Genomic DNA, 15,674 nt, shown 5'->3' with positions numbered 1-15,674 from the left:
AATGTTTAGATATGAGAACTGAGATATTAGATTTTTGACGAGAAAAGCTCTTTTTAAAAACTAAATTATAACGGGATAGATTTCTCGACAAGCTCGAAACGACAGGAAAATTAAACTTGTTAATTACTCAAGAATGCCTTTTAACTTCATAAAATGATTAGACGTTTTGCTTTTCTTACCAAAAAGAAAAGTAAAATGGATACTTTTGAGTTAACTATTCGGGAGGAATTGTCGCAAAGCGAGAATGAGTTATTCAGTATAGTTAATAATATAATGGATACGATGCTGATGACATCATAATTAAGTTTCTATAAAAAAGCTTTTTGATAAAATCGGAGTGACAGAATCAAAAAAAGGAGAACGCTTTATTCTCCTTTTGTATCTTATTAATGTGGACCGTTACCGTTTTTATCTTTTTCCAAATCGGTATTCCAAATTTTGATTTTATCTGTTTTTTTCAAGCCAGATTTTACTTGAACATTCACTCCGTCTGTAATTCCAAGAGTGATGTATTTCTTTTCGTATTTTGCATCTTGTCCTTTACCAGAAGTAAGAATCTCAACATATGGTTTTTGGTTTTCGTCGTAACGAACATGCGCTGATTTTACCAACAATACATTTTTTGCTTCCTGCGTTACAACCTCAGCATTTGCAGAATATCCCGCACGAATAAAGTTATCTGAATCTAATTGAACTGGTGCTTTAATCTCGAACTGAACTACTCCATTCGTTGCAACTCCTTGAGGCGAAATAAAATCAAGAATCGCTGTAAAAGTTTTGTTCGGAATTGCACCAATCGATACATTAATTTTCATTCCTTCTTTTAATTTACCAACCTCAGCTTCGTCAACTTTTCCTTGGAAAATCATTTTCTTAACATCAGCCATCGTAGCAATAGTAGTACCTGTAGAGAAATTATTAATCTCTTGCACCATATTCCCAACCTCAACAGGAATATCTAAAATCATTCCCGAAGTAGTTGCTGTAATACGTGTTGTTGCATAAGCTTCCAAACCGGGAGCAATACCTGTTTGCGCAACTTTGTAATCGTTTTCGGCAGCTTTTAATTGTTGTTGAGCTGACTTATATGTCGCATTTGCATTGTCATAATCTGCACGAGGCAAAACACCTTGATTATATAAAGTTGATGTTCGATTGAAATTACGACGTTCTTGATCGACCGTAATTTGAGCCGCTTGAATAGACTGACGAGCTGCATTTAACGACTGAACATTTGGAACAACTTTCAGTTCACAAATCAACTGACCACGCTCTACATATTGTCCTTCAGCAACATTAATCGATTTTATAACACCCGAAATATTTGGCTTAATTTCAATTGTTTCCAACGGTTTTAATTCACCAGTTGCAACAGCTTTCACCTCTATATTTCCCATAAAAGGCGTTGTCGTTTCATAAACTTCATTGTCTTGGCTATTCTTTTTACCGAAATATGCAATCACACCGATTACAGCACCGATAAAAACGACAATCATCAAAATCTTTAGAAATTTTTTCATTCTTCTATATCTGTTAAGTTTTAGTTATTCATCTCTCAAAGCATCAATAGGTTTGATTTGAATTGCACGTTGAGCAGGAATCAATCCCGCTAAAGTTGCCATAATCACCATCACTGCTAAAGCTGTAAAAAGTGTAAACAAATCGATTGACGCATTATATAAAGGTATGTTTTTATTTGATGGAATGATAATTTCGTTGAGAACCATTAGTAAAAGTGCTGCAAAAATAATTCCGCCTAAACCTGCAATTAATGTTAAAACTACTGATTCTAACAAAATTTGTCCTCGAATTTGAGCAGGAATTGCACCTAATGCTCTTCGAATTCCAAATTCTTTTGTTCGTTCTGAAACTGTAATCAATAAAATACTTGCAATCGCAATAACCCCGGAAAATAATGTCATTCCTCCTACAACAATCGCTAGGAACTGCATTCCTTTTACGAATTTCATAATCTTTCCAAGCATTTCACCTAAATTAAAACCACCAATTCCCTGGTCGTCATCTGGCGAAATATTTTTAATTTGTTTCAGATATGTTTTTAATTCTTTTTCGAATGCTACAATATCATAATTATTAGGTAAACTCAAACTTAAATATTGAATCGTTTCTCCTTGATTGTATATTTTTTGAAATGTTGTAAACGGAATAAACACTTGATCTTTACTCTCTACAGGCGAAGAAGGTGTGTCGTAAACGCCGACAATTGTATAATAACTATCGCTAATTCTGATTTCTTTCCCCAAAGGTTTTGGTTTATCACCAAAAAATTGTTCAGCAACTTCAATTCCGATGACACAAACTTTCGATTCAGTTTTGATATCATCTTCATTGATAAAACGACCTTGAATAATATCTTTCCCAAACATTCGGTTTTGATCTGGATAATCTCCATTCACCGTGTAAAAATTATATTTTGTTCCGTAAGTTAATATTGAATTTGGTTTAGAGTTTCGAGGTGCTAACAACGAAATTTGAGGAAAACGAGCCTGAATTTGACGAACATCACTCATTTTCAATTCAATTGTGCGACCTTTTTGAAATCCTTGATATGGCATCGATGTTGTCCCTCCCCAAACAAATAATGAATTGGTTGCGGCATTTGCCAAATTACGGTCAAAACCATTTTGCAAACCGCGTGTTACTCCTAACAATAATACAAATAAGAACATTCCCCATGCAACACCAATCATTGTCAAAATAGTGCGCAATTTATTTTTGCGAATCGCCGCGTAGACTTCGCTCCAAGCATCTGGATCAAAAACAAATTTTATAAAGTTCATTATTCGTCTCTTAAAGCATCAATAGGTTTAATACGTGCTGCATTCAAAGCTGGAATTAATCCAGAAACTGTTCCTGCAACAAATAAAATAATACAAGCCATTACCAACGAATTAGTTTCTACACCTGGATTATAAATAAAATATTCTTCTAAGCTATCTCCAATATTTTCTACAACAAGTGCCGCTAAAGCAATTCCTATTGCTCCGAAAATAATTGTAATCATAATTGCTTCTTGTAAAATCAGTCCCAAAACATTGGCTGGTGTTGCGCCTAAAGCTTTTCGAATACCAATTTCTTTGGTACGCTCTTTTACACTAAACACCATAATATTTCCGATACTTACGATTCCTGCAATCAAACTTCCTCCACCAATTACAAATACAATAATTGTCAGAATCAAGAAAAATTGATTGGTATCTTCCATTGCATCAGCCGCATTTCGCACCCAAATTCCACCATAATCAGAAGGTGCAACATTATGTCGACCTTTTATATTATATTCAATTGCATTTGCAAGTTTAGAAATGTCAGCCAAAGCCATTCCATCTTTTGGTGTTACAATAATCGATGATACTTTATCTGTAGCATAAATCGTTCTAAACGTTGTAAAAGGTGCATACAAAGCACGCTCGGCATTATCACCACCATCTTTACTTTCGAAAACACCAACCACTTGATACATACTTGAACCTAATTGCAAATACTTACCAATCGCAATCTGATTTGGAAAAAAATCTTGCGCAACCAATCGTCCAATAACAATTGATTTGGACTGATTCTCCATATCTTTTTTATTGATAAATCGACCAAGCGTTACATTTTCATTAATCATTGATTCATATTCTGGATAAACTCCAGTAATTGAATAACTTCCTGAATTAGCTTCATTTCTAATCGTATCACTTTTCGAAATTGTACTTACAATCGATTTTATTTCATCTGGAAAAGAATGTTTAATAAAATCAAAATCTTTTACATCCAATTCAATTGTACGTCCTTGTTTGAAACCATTGTAAGGTTCTGTTGTTGTACCTCCGTTAACGGTAATATTTAATGAATTTGCTTTGAAAAATTCTTGTTGAAACCCGTTCTGCAAACCATTTCCCAATCCATACAATGTAATAAACACAAAAAGCGCCAAAGCGATTGTCAAACCCGACAATGCTGTACGCAATTTATTACTTGCAATGGACGACCATATTTCGCTCCAACGGTCTGTATCAAACATATTTTATATTTAAGATTCTTTGATTTATGATTTACGAAGTTTGAGATTCGAAAATCATTAAACTCTTACTTGTTCTACTTTTTCGTCACTTACAATTACACCATCTTTAAGACGAACAATACGTTTACACATATTTGCAATATCATCTTCATGCGTCACCATTACAATTGTTTTACCTTCGTCATTAATTTCTTGAATCAGGTGCATTACTTCTTGCGAAGTCTTCGTATCCAATGCTCCCGTAGGCTCATCTGCCAATAACAATTTTGGTTTTGCAGCCAACGCTCGCGCAATTGCAACACGCTGTTTTTGTCCACCCGAAAGTTCGTTTGGCATATGAGTAGCCCAAGGCTCCAACCCAACTCTTTCCAGATAACTAAGCGCAATTTTATTTCGATCCGAACGTTTTACTTTTTGATAATACAACGGCAAGGCAACATTTTCTAAGACATTTTTGAAACCAATCAAATTATAAGATTGAAAAATAAATCCTAAAAATTTGTTTCGATAATTAGCGGCTTTAGTTTCGTTTAATTTCTCGATTCTAACGCCATCCAATTCATAAATACCTGTATCATGCTCGTCCAACATCCCAATGATATTCAATAAAGTTGATTTCCCCGAACCCGAAGATCCCATAATCGCAACAAATTCACCTTCCGCAATCTCAAGGTTAATTCCTTTGAGTACGTGAAGTTTATTTTTTCCCATTATGTAGGATTTATTTAAATCTCGAATAGATATCATAGATTATTGTAAATTTCAATAAAGATAACAGATAAGTCGAAATTATCAGAAAAATGTTACAAGCAAGTTTAAGATTTATCTTATAAATAGCGCTAAAATATTTTTCAAAATTAATTTTCAATAATTTTTGAAAGTATAGAAATTTATATATATTTGTGTAAATAATAATTGCAATGAAATTAGAAGAATCAAAAGAAAAATTTGTTCAAACTTGGGGAACTTTCGCTGTTAACTGGGGAATAAATCGTACTATGGCACAAGTTCATGCATTATTATTAACGTATAATGAACCTATTTCTACAGATCAAATTATGGAGGAATTACAAATTTCTCGCGGAAATGCAAATATGAATTTGCGTGCTTTGATGGATTGGGGAATTGTAAGAAAAGAATTGATAAAAGGAGAACGTAAAGAATATTTTGTTGCCGATAAAGATGTTTGGTATTTATTCAAACAAATTACAAAAGAACGCAGAAAGCGTGAAATAGAGCCGGTAATTGATTTTTTAGAATCATTAAAAAACATCGACGATCAATCTGATGATGCAAAAGAATTTGCAAAATTATTACAAGATTTATCTTCTGTTTCGACAAAAATCAATAATATAATGGACCTTGCTATCAAATCTGATGAGCATTGGTTGGTAGGAAAAATCACGAATTTGATAAAATAATCAATTCGTATTTTTTTGAATCACAAATTTCAAAAATTATTGAAAATTCAATATGTATAATATTATTTCGTATATCATTTATCTGATTATTACTTTCTACATCACCATTTTTATTGGTTGGAAAGTGTATAAAATTGGTTTTGTGTACTTGACAAACTTAATCGATAATCATTCTGTTTGTCAATCGATTAATAATCTTTTATTGATTGGATACTATTTGGTCAATTTAGGTTTTTCGGCAATAAGTTTACAAAACTGGGAACAAGTTGACTCCATTACCATCATGTTTTCTTCATTGTCCTACAAAATTGGATTTATATTATTAATCCTCGGAATATTACATTTTATTAATTTATCAATTATTTATATCGCAAGAAAAAGCAAAAAAATAAACACTTAAACACAGCAAATTATGACAAATTACAATCTAATTGCATATTTGGTTTACTTACCAGTGGCAATATTAATGACAATCGCAGTTTCTAACGTTTTATTCAAAAATGGAAAAATATTTATGTACGATATTTTCCATCAAAAAGAAGATATTGCAAGCGCAACAAATTCATTATTCAAAATTGGTTTTTATCTTTTGAATATCGGTTTTGCCATGCTAATTGTTTACATGACTTCTATCGCAACAACCGAAGATTTGATTGTAAAATTAAGTACAAAAATTGGTAGTTTCGCCATTTATTTAGGAATAATGTTGATGCTAAACCTTTTCTTATTTATGAAAGGCAGACGTAGATCTTTGCAACAACAATATTTAAGAAGTTTAGAATCTTAACAAGAAAACCTCCCAAAAGTTAACTTTTGGGAGGTTTTTATTTTAAACTGGATCAACATCAACATCAATTCGTACCGAACGAAAAGCTGCAATTGTATGCAATTGATCTATTTTTGCTTGAATTAAATCTTTTACTTTTTGAGGCGATTGATTTGGTCGAATTTTAATCATCACATCTGTAATATACAAATTATTGATTCGTCCTATCGAAGGCGCTTCTGGACCAAGTAAACATTTTGCATCAAAACTTGGTTTAAGTAAAACGACCAATTGAGCTGCTGTTTTATCCAAACGCTCTTTATTTTTATGCTTGAAACGCAACTTGATTAACCGAGAATAAGGCGGATACAAAAATTCTTTGCGCTCATACAAAATATCCTTCATCGTTGGTGCATAACTATAAGTTGTGACATTTTGCAAAATCTGATGTTCGGGTTGAAAAGATTGAATCAAAACTTTTCCTTGTTCTTGACGACGACCAGCACGACCAGAGACTTGCGTTAACAATTGAAATGCTTTTTCGTGCGCTCTAAAATCAGGAAAATTCAACAAAGAATCTGCTCGAATAACACCAACAAAATTAACATTTCCAAAATCAAAACCTTTTGTAATCATTTGAGTTCCAATTAAAATATCAATTTCTTTGTTCTCAAAATCTTCGATCAATTTTTCGTACGCAAATTTCCCGCGCATCGAATCGACATCCATTCTTCGAACTTTTGCTTCAGGAAAAATTGTTTGAACTTGCTGTTCTATCTGCTCCGTTCCCAAACCTTTTGTATTCAATTCATGCGAACCACAACTCGGGCAACGCAAAGGTTTTGCTTGTGCATAACCACAATAATGACATTTTAGTTGATTAGAGAATTTATGATATGTTAAACTGACATCGCAATTTGGACATTCGGGCGTATGACCGCACGTATTACATTCCATAATTGGCGCATATCCACGACGATTCTGAAATAAAATGACTTGCTTTTTTTGATGCAATTGATTGAAAATTTCATCACGAAGTGTATGCGAAATATCTTCTGTAATTTCTTTTTCCTTTTGCGCTTTTTTGAGGTCAATCAAATTAATTTCGGGTAATTTTATACTCCCAAAACGTTCAGTTAATTCGACATAACCATATTTTTTATTTTTCGCATTATAATAACTTTCAGCCGAAGGCGTCGCCGAACCTAACAAAACTTTTGCATTCATCATTCCTCCAAGCAACATCGCCATATCGCGTGCATGAAAAAATGGCTTTACATCCATTTGTTTATAAGAAGATTCGTGCTCTTCATCCACGATAATCATTCCCAAATTATCAAAAGGCAAATACAACGCTGTTCGTGGACCAATGATAATATCAAAATCGCCATTCAAGGTTTTCTGCCACAATTCTACACGTTCATTTTGATTGAATTTCGAATGATAAACTCCTACTCTTTCTCCAAAATGTTTTTTGATTCGATGAACAATTTGCGTTGTCACAGAAATTTCTGGTAATAAGTACAACACTTTATTTCCTTTCGCAATTACTTGCTCCATCAATTTTAGATAAATTTCTGTCTTTCCACTTGATGTTACACCATGCAACAAAACAGTCGATTTATCTTTAAAATCTTCTTTAATTTGATTTAGAGCTGCAGTTTGTTTCAAGGTCAATTCTGAAATTTCAGTTACATCTTTCTCTTGTTCTTCTACACGAGAAGTTTGATGTTGATAAATTTCGACTGCTCCTTTTTCTGCTAACGATTTCAATACTGCATTTGTCGCACCTTGTTTTACAAAATCTGCCATTTTTAGCGGTTTTTCTTGTAATTGTGTTTCTAACGTAATCAATTGCAACAAAGTTTCGCGCTGCTTTGGCGCTTTATTTAATTGATTTAAAATCTCGATAAAAGCAGTTTCGTTTCCTTTTAAATCTCGATGTAACCTGACATAATTATCAATTTTTGGCGTATATTTTTCGTTGAGTTTTTCATCTAAACGAATAATACCTTTATCAATTAATAATTTAAGTGTTGGAATTGCTGATTTTTCATCCACAATTAAAGCTGCTTCTTCAACCGAAATGATTTCGCGTAATTTCAACGCTTCAAAAACTAAGAATTCATAATCATTTAATTCTTCGATTGTTTCATAATTTGGATTAATTAATCGAACAAAAGTTTGAGATTCTAATTTTAATGCAGAAGGAAAAGCATTTCGAAAAACATCGCCCAGTGAACACATATAATAATTCGCCATCCATTCCCAAAAATTAATTTGCGTTTGCGTCACCAAAGGTTCATCATCCAAAAAAGCATGAATCGCCTTTGTTTTGTATAATTCTGGCGCATTTTGATGAATAGAATGTACAATTCCTGTATATAATTTTTGCGTTCCGAAAGGCACGGAAACACGCTGACCAACTTTAATTTGCTGTAAATCAATTTCAGAAAGATGGTATGTAAATGTTCCATTTAATGAAAGTGGTAAAATAATTTCGGCAAAATAATTCGTTGTCATTTTATATGATTAAAAACGCAAGTTAAACATTTTTTTGTGTTAAGAATGAAGATTACAATTGCTTAAAATTTCACAAATTATTAATATTTCATTTTCAGATAGTTTGAAGAATTAATACTAATTTTAAGAGAATTCAAAAACTATCATTATGTTACATGCCATTTTAGATCAGATTTCGGAATCGGAAAAACCAATTATAAAAATCATTTTCAGAAATGATGATACGCGTGTTGTTGCTTTTGGACTAAAAAAAAGTTTGAAATTAATCGATCATCAATTACCTGTAAATGCAAAAATTTTAATGCTGAAAGGTGAAATAGAAATTGATTCAAAAATTGAGATTGTCAATTTAAAAGAATTTGACGAATATATTCTTCCTCCAAAAGTTATTCATCAAGTGACTTCCTTACAAGATTCGATGATGTTGGTTATTCTAAATTTTAATAAAAAAAGTTTTTAAAATATAGTTAAACTCTATTTATTTACACTATAAAAAACTTTATATTTATGATTATTAATTTATTAAAATATGAAACTACTTTTCACATTAACTACTCTCCTTACCTTAGCCCTATCTTCTTGTAGTACAAATATCAAACACGATCGATTATTTACAGGAACAATTGTGAGAGATTGTACAGGAACTTACATTCGTGTTGATGATAAAGAGGATTATTTGGTTTGTAATAATGAAATGCTTTCGGACAAAAAAGAAGGTGAAACAGTAAGTGTTATTTATGATTTCGAAAAAACATGCAAAGAGTTAGAAAATAAAGCAACTTGTATGATGTATCATGAACATAAAGGCAAGATTAGAATCAAGAAAAATAATAATTAATCAAAAAATCCACTCAAATTGAGTGGATTTTTGCTTTATATAAAATACGATTATTTCGATTTTTTACGACGCTCTAATTCTTTTTCAATCAGCATCAATTCGCGTCCTGTTTGTCCTGCAACAGAAGTGTTTTCTTGTGCTCGACGAACCAAGTAAGGCATTACTTCTTTGATTGGCCCGTAAGGTAAATATTTTGCAATATTGTATCCTAAATGCGCCAAGTTGAATGAAATATTATCACTCATTCCAAATAATTGTCCAAACCAGAAATTTGGATTATTTTTCTCAATTCCGTTTTCGTTCATCAATTTGATTAACAATTCGCAACTTTCTTCGTTGTGCGAACCTGCGAATAAACCAAAACGCTCGTGATGAGAAGCAATAAATTCTAACGCTAGATTATAATCTCTATCCGAAGCTTCTTTGTTTGGTTGAATTGGAGATGGATAACCTTCGGCTTGCGCACGTGCACGCTCTTTCTCCATATATGCTCCACGCACAATTTTGAATCCTAAGAAATATCCTTCGCGCTCTGCTTTTGCATGCATTTCTTTCAAATAAGCCAAACGATCATGACGATACATTTGCAACGTATTCCAAACTAATGCACGTTTTGTGTTATATTTCACCATCATTTCGTCAGTCAAATCATCTGCAGAACCTTGCATCCAAGTTTCTTCTGCATCTACCATGATATTAACATCCAAATCATATCCTTTTTGACATACTGCCTCGAAACGTTGACGAATATTAGCCCAAGATTTTTCTTCTTCTGCAGTTAACGTTTGTTTCTTCCCTACTTTTTCAAATAATTCGATTCGACCAAATGCAGTTGGTTTAAATACTACAAATGGAATTGATTGATTAGATTTTGCTAAATCAACCAAGTGTAACATAACGTCACGAACTTCGTCAAATTGTTTTTCTTCTGTTAATCCTTCGATAGAATAATCTAAAATAGAACTTACGTGATATTTAAATAATTCATTTGCGACAACCACACCTTGTTCTGCCGTTTCTCCTCCTACAAATTGTTTGTAGATTGTTTCACGAATTACAGGTTTTACGAATGGGATATCTACCGCAAATGGTAAATTAAAAAACTTAGTTCCAAAACTTGTCAATGCGGGGCTTCCGATTAACTTGTATAAGTAATACGCTTTCTTTAAATCTTTATCTGATTTCGATTCGAAAGCAAACTGTGTATTGTCGAATAAAGACATGTGAGTTAACTATTTTTTGTGTTAATATAACGTTACAAATTTATAATTAAAACCTGATTAAACTAAAAAAAACCTACAAGAAATTCTTGTAGGTTTTTGATATATTTTAAAGATTGCAAATAGTTGCCTATTCTTATCCTTTTTTAGCGTATTTGCTTCTGAATTTGTCGATACGTCCTGCAGTATCAACCAATTTAGTTTTACCTGTGTAAAATGGGTGAGATGTAGAAGAAATCTCCATTTTGATTAATGGGTACTCTACTCCGTCAACAACTAATGTATCTTTAGTATCAGCACAAGATTTTGTGATGAACACATCTTCGTTAGACATATCTTTGAATGCTACCAAACGGTAATTTGTTGGGTGGATATCTTTTTTCATTTTTTTAATCTTCTTTGTTAACTTTATTGGAGTGCAAAGATAATATTATTTACAGAATGTTACAATCAATTTTATTGAAAAAACATTTAAAACAATACATTAAGCAAATTTAATTTCGAGTGTAATGGGCTTCTTAAAATTAAACCTGCACTTCTTGTACACATTTTTCGTGGTGCAAATATAAACATTTTAGTAATTCGTACAAATATTTTTGGTGAATCTATTCATAAAAATCTATTTTTTATCTTTGTCCATCTACAATAAAACCTATTATTTGCTGTTTAAACTTATATAATGAATCATAATTTTATGAACGTAAAAACATTAATCGCCGGACTTGGTATTGCTTCTTTGATTGGTTTTCAATCTTGTCGCGATGATTTTGACTATGATCCAATTAGTTCTGAATTGCGCTTTAGCAAAGATACCGTTTCCGTAGATACCGTATATAATTTCTCTAAATCTGAAACCTATCTGCTTAAAATTTATAATCCTGAGAATGATGATCGCGTGATTCCAAAAATATATTTGACACGTGGAAATAATTCATTTTTCAATATAAATGTAGACGGAAAAGCAGGAACAAGTTTCGAAAATGTGCCGATTCGCAAAAAAGATAGTTTATTTATTTTTGTTGAAGTAAATGCACAAGAAGCGCCTCTTAATCCACTTTACGATGACGAAATTAATTTCGAAACAACCAATTCTTCTAAAAAAATTAAGTTACTTTCTTGGATAGAAAAAGCTAAAATTCATGCAAAAGATGCTACAATTTCTTCTGCAAATTGGAATGTAAACGAAGCCCAAGTAATTGATGGAAATTTAACGGTTACAAGTGATTTAACAATTGATAAAGGTGCAAAAGTTTATTTCAAAAAAGGAGCAAGTTTAACGATTGGAAACAATGCAAAACTTACGGTAAATGGAGCTTTGAATGAAGAAGTGAAATTTCGTTCGGCGCGTCATGATAACAAATATGATTCGATTCCTGATCAATGGAACAAAATCGAATTAGCTCCAAATAGTACATCGAAAATCAATTATGCAAAAATTATTGGTGCTGACACTGGTTTACACGTAAATAATGCTAAATTAGATATTAGTAACGCTAAAATTGTCAATAATCAATCGTATGGAATTTTAGCTACAAACGCTACAATTACAGGTTACAATTTGGTGATGAATAATAGTAATTTGGCAACTTTAGCAATAGAATATGGAGGTTTGTACGAATTTTATCATTCTACTTTTGCCAATTATTACCATTTTGCGACAGGTGCTGGACCTGCTTATTCACTTTTCTTGAGTAATGAAAACAATGATAAAAATGTTTCGGCTTTAACTAAAGCAACGTTCGGAAATTGTATTATATATAATGAACGCACGCCAAATGCTATTTTATTGGATAAAAAAGATGGTGCGGCTTTCAATTATTTATTTGACACCAATGTTATTCACAATGCGGATACTTCAGTATTAAATGTGACAACTGCGCCAAATTTCTTGGCAAGTATTACGTTAGATCCGATGTTTGAGAATACAAATTATTTCGCAAATAAATTAGCTGTGAAAAATGAATCACCTGCTAAAGGGAAAGGAAAAATATCTTTTGCGCAACAATATCCGTTAGATTATAACGGACAACCTCGAGGAACAACTCCTACAATTGGAGCATTTCAATAAAATAAATAAGGTCGAGTAAAACTCGACCTTATTTATTTATTATTTAACTGAACAGATACTTTTCCTTTAAAATCATCTCCTTTAAAATTGATTCTATAACTTTTATAAGATTCTAAATGAATAGATTCTTTTTTATTCATTTTTCCTTTCGAAGCACTACCTATTTGAGTTAATTCTTTTCCTGTATAATCTACAATCGAAAAATCCATTAAACCATTTTTTTGTTTCACTTCATAATCTAATTCAAGTTCTATATCTTGATTTGTTTTCAAGAAATAATAAACTTCTCCTTGCATTTGTGTAAAGTCCAAAACGATTTGATTATTATTTCGTCTAATCACTTTTGTTGCTGAATATGTTGTTCCTTCTGTTTTATAAATTCCATCAATACTCAAATATCTTGACGCATTCGTTGACACATTCGAAACAGTTGAAATTGTCACGCAAGATTGCACCAACATCACTGCAAAACACAATAAAATAAATTTTCTCATAACATCATATCTTTACTATTAAGATGCATGTTTTATAAAAAAGTTACAACAAAGATTTAAATTCTATTCGTTATTTCTCGTACCAAAACACCAACAACTCCTAAAATAACCACCTCATCATTTTCGTGTATTTGAACACAATCTTTGTAATTTAGATTTATCGCAATCAGTTTATTGTTTATTTTATCAAAGCGTTTCAACGTATAATCTTCATTATTAACAGAAACAATAATATCATCGTGATGCAACGGAATAAGATCTGTCCGAATCACCAAAATATCATTTTTTTGATAAACAGGATACATCGAATCTCCACCAACGACAATCAAAAAAGTAGATTCGGGATGCGTTAAATAACGTTCATCCAAACTTATTTTGTCATCTACAAAATCTTCTGCAGGCGAAGGAAATCCAGCATTTACATGACCAAAATTCGGAATATATTTTTTCTCACCATCTGTATTTATCACAAAAAGATTGAGTTCTTTGTCTAACATTTTTATCTCTCCATTCATTTTTTCTATCGTTTAATACACCACCAACAAATCTTTCCACTTCGTTGTATAACAAGGCGATAAATTATTTTGACGCATTTTCCACGTTTTATTCAAATCTTGCGAAGCTAATTTTATTTTTGCCGCACCAAATTTTTTGTTCAACAAATCGATGACTTTCATCAAATCTGGGTGATTTGGATTTTCTTCTTCAAAAAGCGATAATTGTTTTTGATCTGACGAAACAATTCCAGACACCACTACTCCAGCCTTTTTGTACTCATAACCATCTTTATAAATTTGCTCAAACGCTTTAATTGCAAATTTGGACAACGTTATACTTGAATTCGATTCGTAAGGTAAATGGACCGAAATTGTACGGTAATATTGTGGTTTATTTCTATCAAAATTATTGGTCTGAATAAAAACTGTAACCAAATTGCAAGAAGAATTCTGTTTCCGAAGTTTCTCTGCACACGAAACCGCAAAAGTAGCAACACGCTCTTTTACATATTCAAAATCGTTGGTATATTCTTCAAAACTACGCGTCGTTGCAATACTTTTCTTTGCCGAAATCGCTTCTAAATCTAACACCGCTTCACCTAACAAATCTTTTTTCAAACGCAAACCTACTATCGAAAATTCTTTCCGAAGAAAATCATCTTTTAATTGTACAAAATCCAACGCTTTATTGACACCGATCATTCTCAAACGTCGCGACATTCGTCGACCAATTCCCCAAACATCTTCAATATTTAACCATTTTAACGCTTTATGGATTTGTTCTTGAGTCTGAATAATATAAACCCCTTGATGAACTTCTGGAAATTTTTTCGCAATATGATTCGCTAATTTCGCCAAGGATTTTGTTGGAGCAATTCCTACACAAACTGGCAATTTTGTAAATTGATATATTTTAGATTTGATTTCTAATCCGTAATTTTTCAAATCAAAACGATCAAATCCATTCAATTTTAAGAAACATTCGTCTATCGAATAAATTTCCTGATCAGGCGAATACAACGATAAAATCGACATTACACGATTGCTCATATCCGCATATAATTGATAATTTGACGAAAAAACTTTGATTTTTTTCTGTTCAAAAACACGTTGAAATTGATGCGCAGGCGCACCCATTGGAATTCCAGCTAACTTTGCTTCGGCAGAACGCGAAATTACACAACCATCATTATTAGACAATACTACAATTGGCTGATGAAGAAGCTTCGGTTGAAAAACACGATGGCAACTGGCGTAAAAATTATTACAATCTATCAATGCGAACATAATACAAAGTTGAGAAGTTAAAACGCCACATTGTGTCATCGAAAATGTTAAATTATTCAAAAATAAAAAACCACTCAAATGAGTGGTTTGTATCCTTATTTAATTTTATATTTTTTATGCAAATCTTTTATTACAACAGCTGGTTCATAAACCGTTTGAAATTTTATTGGTTTACTGTTTTTGAAATATTGTACTTTCAGCCACGTATCATTACTATCTAATTTTGTATAGCTGTTACTTTTTTCCAAGACTTTATCGTTCACCGTACTTAAAATTGCAAAATAATCAAAATTATTACGCTGACCAATTTCTGCTGCTCTCAACAAAGCATAGTCAAACGTTTTGTCTTTTTTATTGTATTCGTTTCCATCAAAACTAACAATATAGGTATCATTGTTCACCTTTTCTTCGGTATAACCGCCTGTACCATTATCTTTTTGGTATGCAACAGCCTTGCTGTTATGACAACTTGCTAAAGCAAAAATGAAAGCTCCAGCACATAAAATTTGAGTTAATTTTTTCATATCATT

General features: G+C 32.0%; 17 protein-coding genes. 6 read left to right on the top strand and 11 right to left on the bottom strand.

The genetic code is table 11. The features are described 5' to 3' along the window. Positions 1 to 386: 386 nt before the first annotated feature. Genes N5E64_RS14320 through N5E64_RS14305 form a run of 4 tightly spaced genes read right to left on the bottom strand, consistent with a single transcriptional unit; the run spans position 387 to position 4,777 of the window. Complete coding sequence (locus tag N5E64_RS14320; RefSeq protein ID WP_219034695.1) at positions 387 to 1,520, bottom strand: efflux RND transporter periplasmic adaptor subunit; 1,134 nt, start codon at positions 1,518 to 1,520, stop codon at positions 387 to 389. Between the two features lie 24 nt (positions 1,521 to 1,544). Then, positions 1,545 to 2,801, bottom strand: coding sequence for an ABC transporter permease (locus tag N5E64_RS14315; RefSeq protein WP_038335695.1), 1,257 nt, complete (start codon positions 2,799 to 2,801; stop codon positions 1,545 to 1,547). Next, complete coding sequence (locus N5E64_RS14310) at positions 2,801 to 4,030, bottom strand: ABC transporter permease (RefSeq protein ID WP_038335694.1); 1,230 nt, start codon at positions 4,028 to 4,030, stop codon at positions 2,801 to 2,803. Before N5E64_RS14310 ends, N5E64_RS14315 begins: the two co-directional genes overlap by 1 nt. A 57-nt stretch (positions 4,031 to 4,087) precedes the next feature. Further along, positions 4,088 to 4,777 carry an ABC transporter ATP-binding protein gene (locus N5E64_RS14305; protein ID WP_135836687.1) on the bottom strand — a complete coding sequence of 230 codons (690 nt, stop codon included), beginning with the start codon at positions 4,775 to 4,777 and terminating at the stop codon, positions 4,088 to 4,090. 173 nt (positions 4,778 to 4,950) lie between these two features. On the opposite strand from N5E64_RS14305, the gene N5E64_RS14300 reads away from it, so the two are divergent. Genes N5E64_RS14300 through N5E64_RS14290 form a run of 3 tightly spaced genes read left to right on the top strand, consistent with a single transcriptional unit; the run spans position 4,951 to position 6,238 of the window. Further along, positions 4,951 to 5,451 carry a GbsR/MarR family transcriptional regulator gene (locus N5E64_RS14300; RefSeq protein WP_038335692.1) on the top strand — a complete coding sequence of 167 codons (501 nt, stop codon included), beginning with the start codon at positions 4,951 to 4,953 and terminating at the stop codon, positions 5,449 to 5,451. 52 nt (positions 5,452 to 5,503) lie between these two features. Next, positions 5,504 to 5,851, top strand: coding sequence for a hypothetical protein (locus tag N5E64_RS14295; protein ID WP_115001203.1), 348 nt, complete (start codon positions 5,504 to 5,506; stop codon positions 5,849 to 5,851). Between the two features lie 12 nt (positions 5,852 to 5,863). Then, positions 5,864 to 6,238, top strand: coding sequence for a hypothetical protein (locus N5E64_RS14290; protein ID WP_125349102.1), 375 nt, complete (start codon positions 5,864 to 5,866; stop codon positions 6,236 to 6,238). Positions 6,239 to 6,280: 42 nt separating this feature from the next. Here N5E64_RS14290 and priA read toward each other — a convergent pair whose 3' ends face one another. Further along, the gene (gene priA / locus N5E64_RS14285) at positions 6,281 to 8,740 is read right to left on the bottom strand and encodes a primosomal protein N' (RefSeq protein ID WP_280038061.1); all 2,460 of its coding nucleotides are present in this window, start codon (positions 8,738 to 8,740) and stop codon (positions 6,281 to 6,283) included. A 148-nt stretch (positions 8,741 to 8,888) separates the two neighbouring features. Between priA and N5E64_RS14280 the strand changes: the two genes are divergently transcribed. Together N5E64_RS14280 and N5E64_RS14275 are read left to right on the top strand one after the other, a co-directional pair. Next, positions 8,889 to 9,200 (top strand): hypothetical protein, encoded by a 312-nt coding sequence (locus tag N5E64_RS14280; RefSeq protein ID WP_115001209.1) that lies wholly within the window; start codon positions 8,889 to 8,891, stop codon positions 9,198 to 9,200. 69 nt (positions 9,201 to 9,269) lie between these two features. Continuing rightward, positions 9,270 to 9,578 carry a hypothetical protein gene (locus tag N5E64_RS14275; RefSeq protein WP_280038059.1) on the top strand — a complete coding sequence of 103 codons (309 nt, stop codon included), beginning with the start codon at positions 9,270 to 9,272 and terminating at the stop codon, positions 9,576 to 9,578. A 50-nt stretch (positions 9,579 to 9,628) separates the two neighbouring features. On the opposite strand, the gene N5E64_RS14270 is transcribed toward N5E64_RS14275, so the two are convergent. Together N5E64_RS14270 and N5E64_RS14265 are read right to left on the bottom strand one after the other, a co-directional pair. Next, positions 9,629 to 10,801, bottom strand: a complete 1,173-nt coding sequence (locus N5E64_RS14270) for a proline dehydrogenase family protein (protein WP_115001213.1) — start codon at positions 10,799 to 10,801, stop codon at positions 9,629 to 9,631. Between the two features lie 133 nt (positions 10,802 to 10,934). Next, on the bottom strand, positions 10,935 to 11,183 hold the full coding sequence (locus tag N5E64_RS14265; RefSeq protein WP_038335685.1) for a type B 50S ribosomal protein L31: 249 nt from the start codon (positions 11,181 to 11,183) through the stop codon (positions 10,935 to 10,937). A gap of 294 nt (positions 11,184 to 11,477) precedes the next feature. On the opposite strand from N5E64_RS14265, the gene N5E64_RS14260 reads away from it, so the two are divergent. After that, on the top strand, positions 11,478 to 12,866 hold the full coding sequence (locus N5E64_RS14260) for a hypothetical protein (RefSeq protein ID WP_280038057.1): 1,389 nt from the start codon (positions 11,478 to 11,480) through the stop codon (positions 12,864 to 12,866). A gap of 32 nt (positions 12,867 to 12,898) precedes the next feature. Here N5E64_RS14260 and N5E64_RS14255 read toward each other — a convergent pair whose 3' ends face one another. The 4 genes from N5E64_RS14255 to N5E64_RS14240 form a co-directional block, all read right to left on the bottom strand. Beyond that, positions 12,899 to 13,360: a hypothetical protein gene (locus N5E64_RS14255; RefSeq protein WP_147280014.1), complete on the bottom strand. Its 462-nt coding sequence runs from the start codon at positions 13,358 to 13,360 to the stop codon at positions 12,899 to 12,901. A 56-nt stretch (positions 13,361 to 13,416) separates the two neighbouring features. Next, a complete protein-coding gene (locus tag N5E64_RS14250; RefSeq protein WP_038335683.1) occupies positions 13,417 to 13,875 on the bottom strand; it encodes a LexA family transcriptional regulator in 459 nt (152 codons plus the stop codon). A gap of 12 nt (positions 13,876 to 13,887) precedes the next feature. Beyond that, on the bottom strand, positions 13,888 to 15,222 hold the full coding sequence (locus N5E64_RS14245) for a Y-family DNA polymerase (RefSeq protein ID WP_347881234.1): 1,335 nt from the start codon (positions 15,220 to 15,222) through the stop codon (positions 13,888 to 13,890). 17 nt (positions 15,223 to 15,239) lie between these two features. Next, the coding region (locus tag N5E64_RS14240) for a CC0125/CC1285 family lipoprotein (RefSeq protein WP_280038056.1) at positions 15,240 to 15,674 on the bottom strand (435 nt) is incomplete at its 5' end.

It is taken from the genome of Empedobacter sp. GD03739, assembly GCF_029843245.1.
Lineage (GTDB): Bacteria > Bacteroidota > Bacteroidia > Flavobacteriales > Weeksellaceae > Empedobacter > Empedobacter falsenii_B.
Note: the sequence above shows the minus strand (reverse complement) of the source record. Positions and strands in the feature narration are given on the sequence as shown.

Excerpts from the sequence above, each read along its gene's own strand:
- N5E64_RS14320 (WP_219034695.1), bottom strand. The coding sequence starts at position 1,520 with ATGAAAAAATTTCTAAAGATTTTGATGATTGTCGTTTTTATCGGTGCT.
- N5E64_RS14315 (WP_038335695.1), bottom strand. The coding sequence starts at position 2,801 with ATGAACTTTATAAAATTTGTTTTTGATCCAGATGCTTGGAGCGAAGTC.
- N5E64_RS14310 (WP_038335694.1), bottom strand. The coding sequence starts at position 4,030 with ATGTTTGATACAGACCGTTGGAGCGAAATATGGTCGTCCATTGCAAGT.
- N5E64_RS14305 (WP_135836687.1), bottom strand. The coding sequence starts at position 4,777 with ATGATATCTATTCGAGATTTAAATAAATCCTACATAATGGGAAAAAAT.
- N5E64_RS14300 (WP_038335692.1), top strand. The coding sequence starts at position 4,951 with ATGAAATTAGAAGAATCAAAAGAAAAATTTGTTCAAACTTGGGGAACT.
- N5E64_RS14295 (WP_115001203.1), top strand. The coding sequence starts at position 5,504 with ATGTATAATATTATTTCGTATATCATTTATCTGATTATTACTTTCTAC.
- N5E64_RS14290 (WP_125349102.1), top strand. The coding sequence starts at position 5,864 with ATGACAAATTACAATCTAATTGCATATTTGGTTTACTTACCAGTGGCA.
- priA (WP_280038061.1), bottom strand. The coding sequence starts at position 8,740 with ATGACAACGAATTATTTTGCCGAAATTATTTTACCACTTTCATTAAAT.
- N5E64_RS14280 (WP_115001209.1), top strand. The coding sequence starts at position 8,889 with ATGTTACATGCCATTTTAGATCAGATTTCGGAATCGGAAAAACCAATT.
- N5E64_RS14275 (WP_280038059.1), top strand. The coding sequence starts at position 9,270 with ATGAAACTACTTTTCACATTAACTACTCTCCTTACCTTAGCCCTATCT.
- N5E64_RS14270 (WP_115001213.1), bottom strand. The coding sequence starts at position 10,801 with ATGTCTTTATTCGACAATACACAGTTTGCTTTCGAATCGAAATCAGAT.
- N5E64_RS14265 (WP_038335685.1), bottom strand. The coding sequence starts at position 11,183 with ATGAAAAAAGATATCCACCCAACAAATTACCGTTTGGTAGCATTCAAA.
- N5E64_RS14260 (WP_280038057.1), top strand. The coding sequence starts at position 11,478 with ATGAATCATAATTTTATGAACGTAAAAACATTAATCGCCGGACTTGGT.
- N5E64_RS14255 (WP_147280014.1), bottom strand. The coding sequence starts at position 13,360 with ATGAGAAAATTTATTTTATTGTGTTTTGCAGTGATGTTGGTGCAATCT.
- N5E64_RS14250 (WP_038335683.1), bottom strand. The coding sequence starts at position 13,875 with ATGAATGGAGAGATAAAAATGTTAGACAAAGAACTCAATCTTTTTGTG.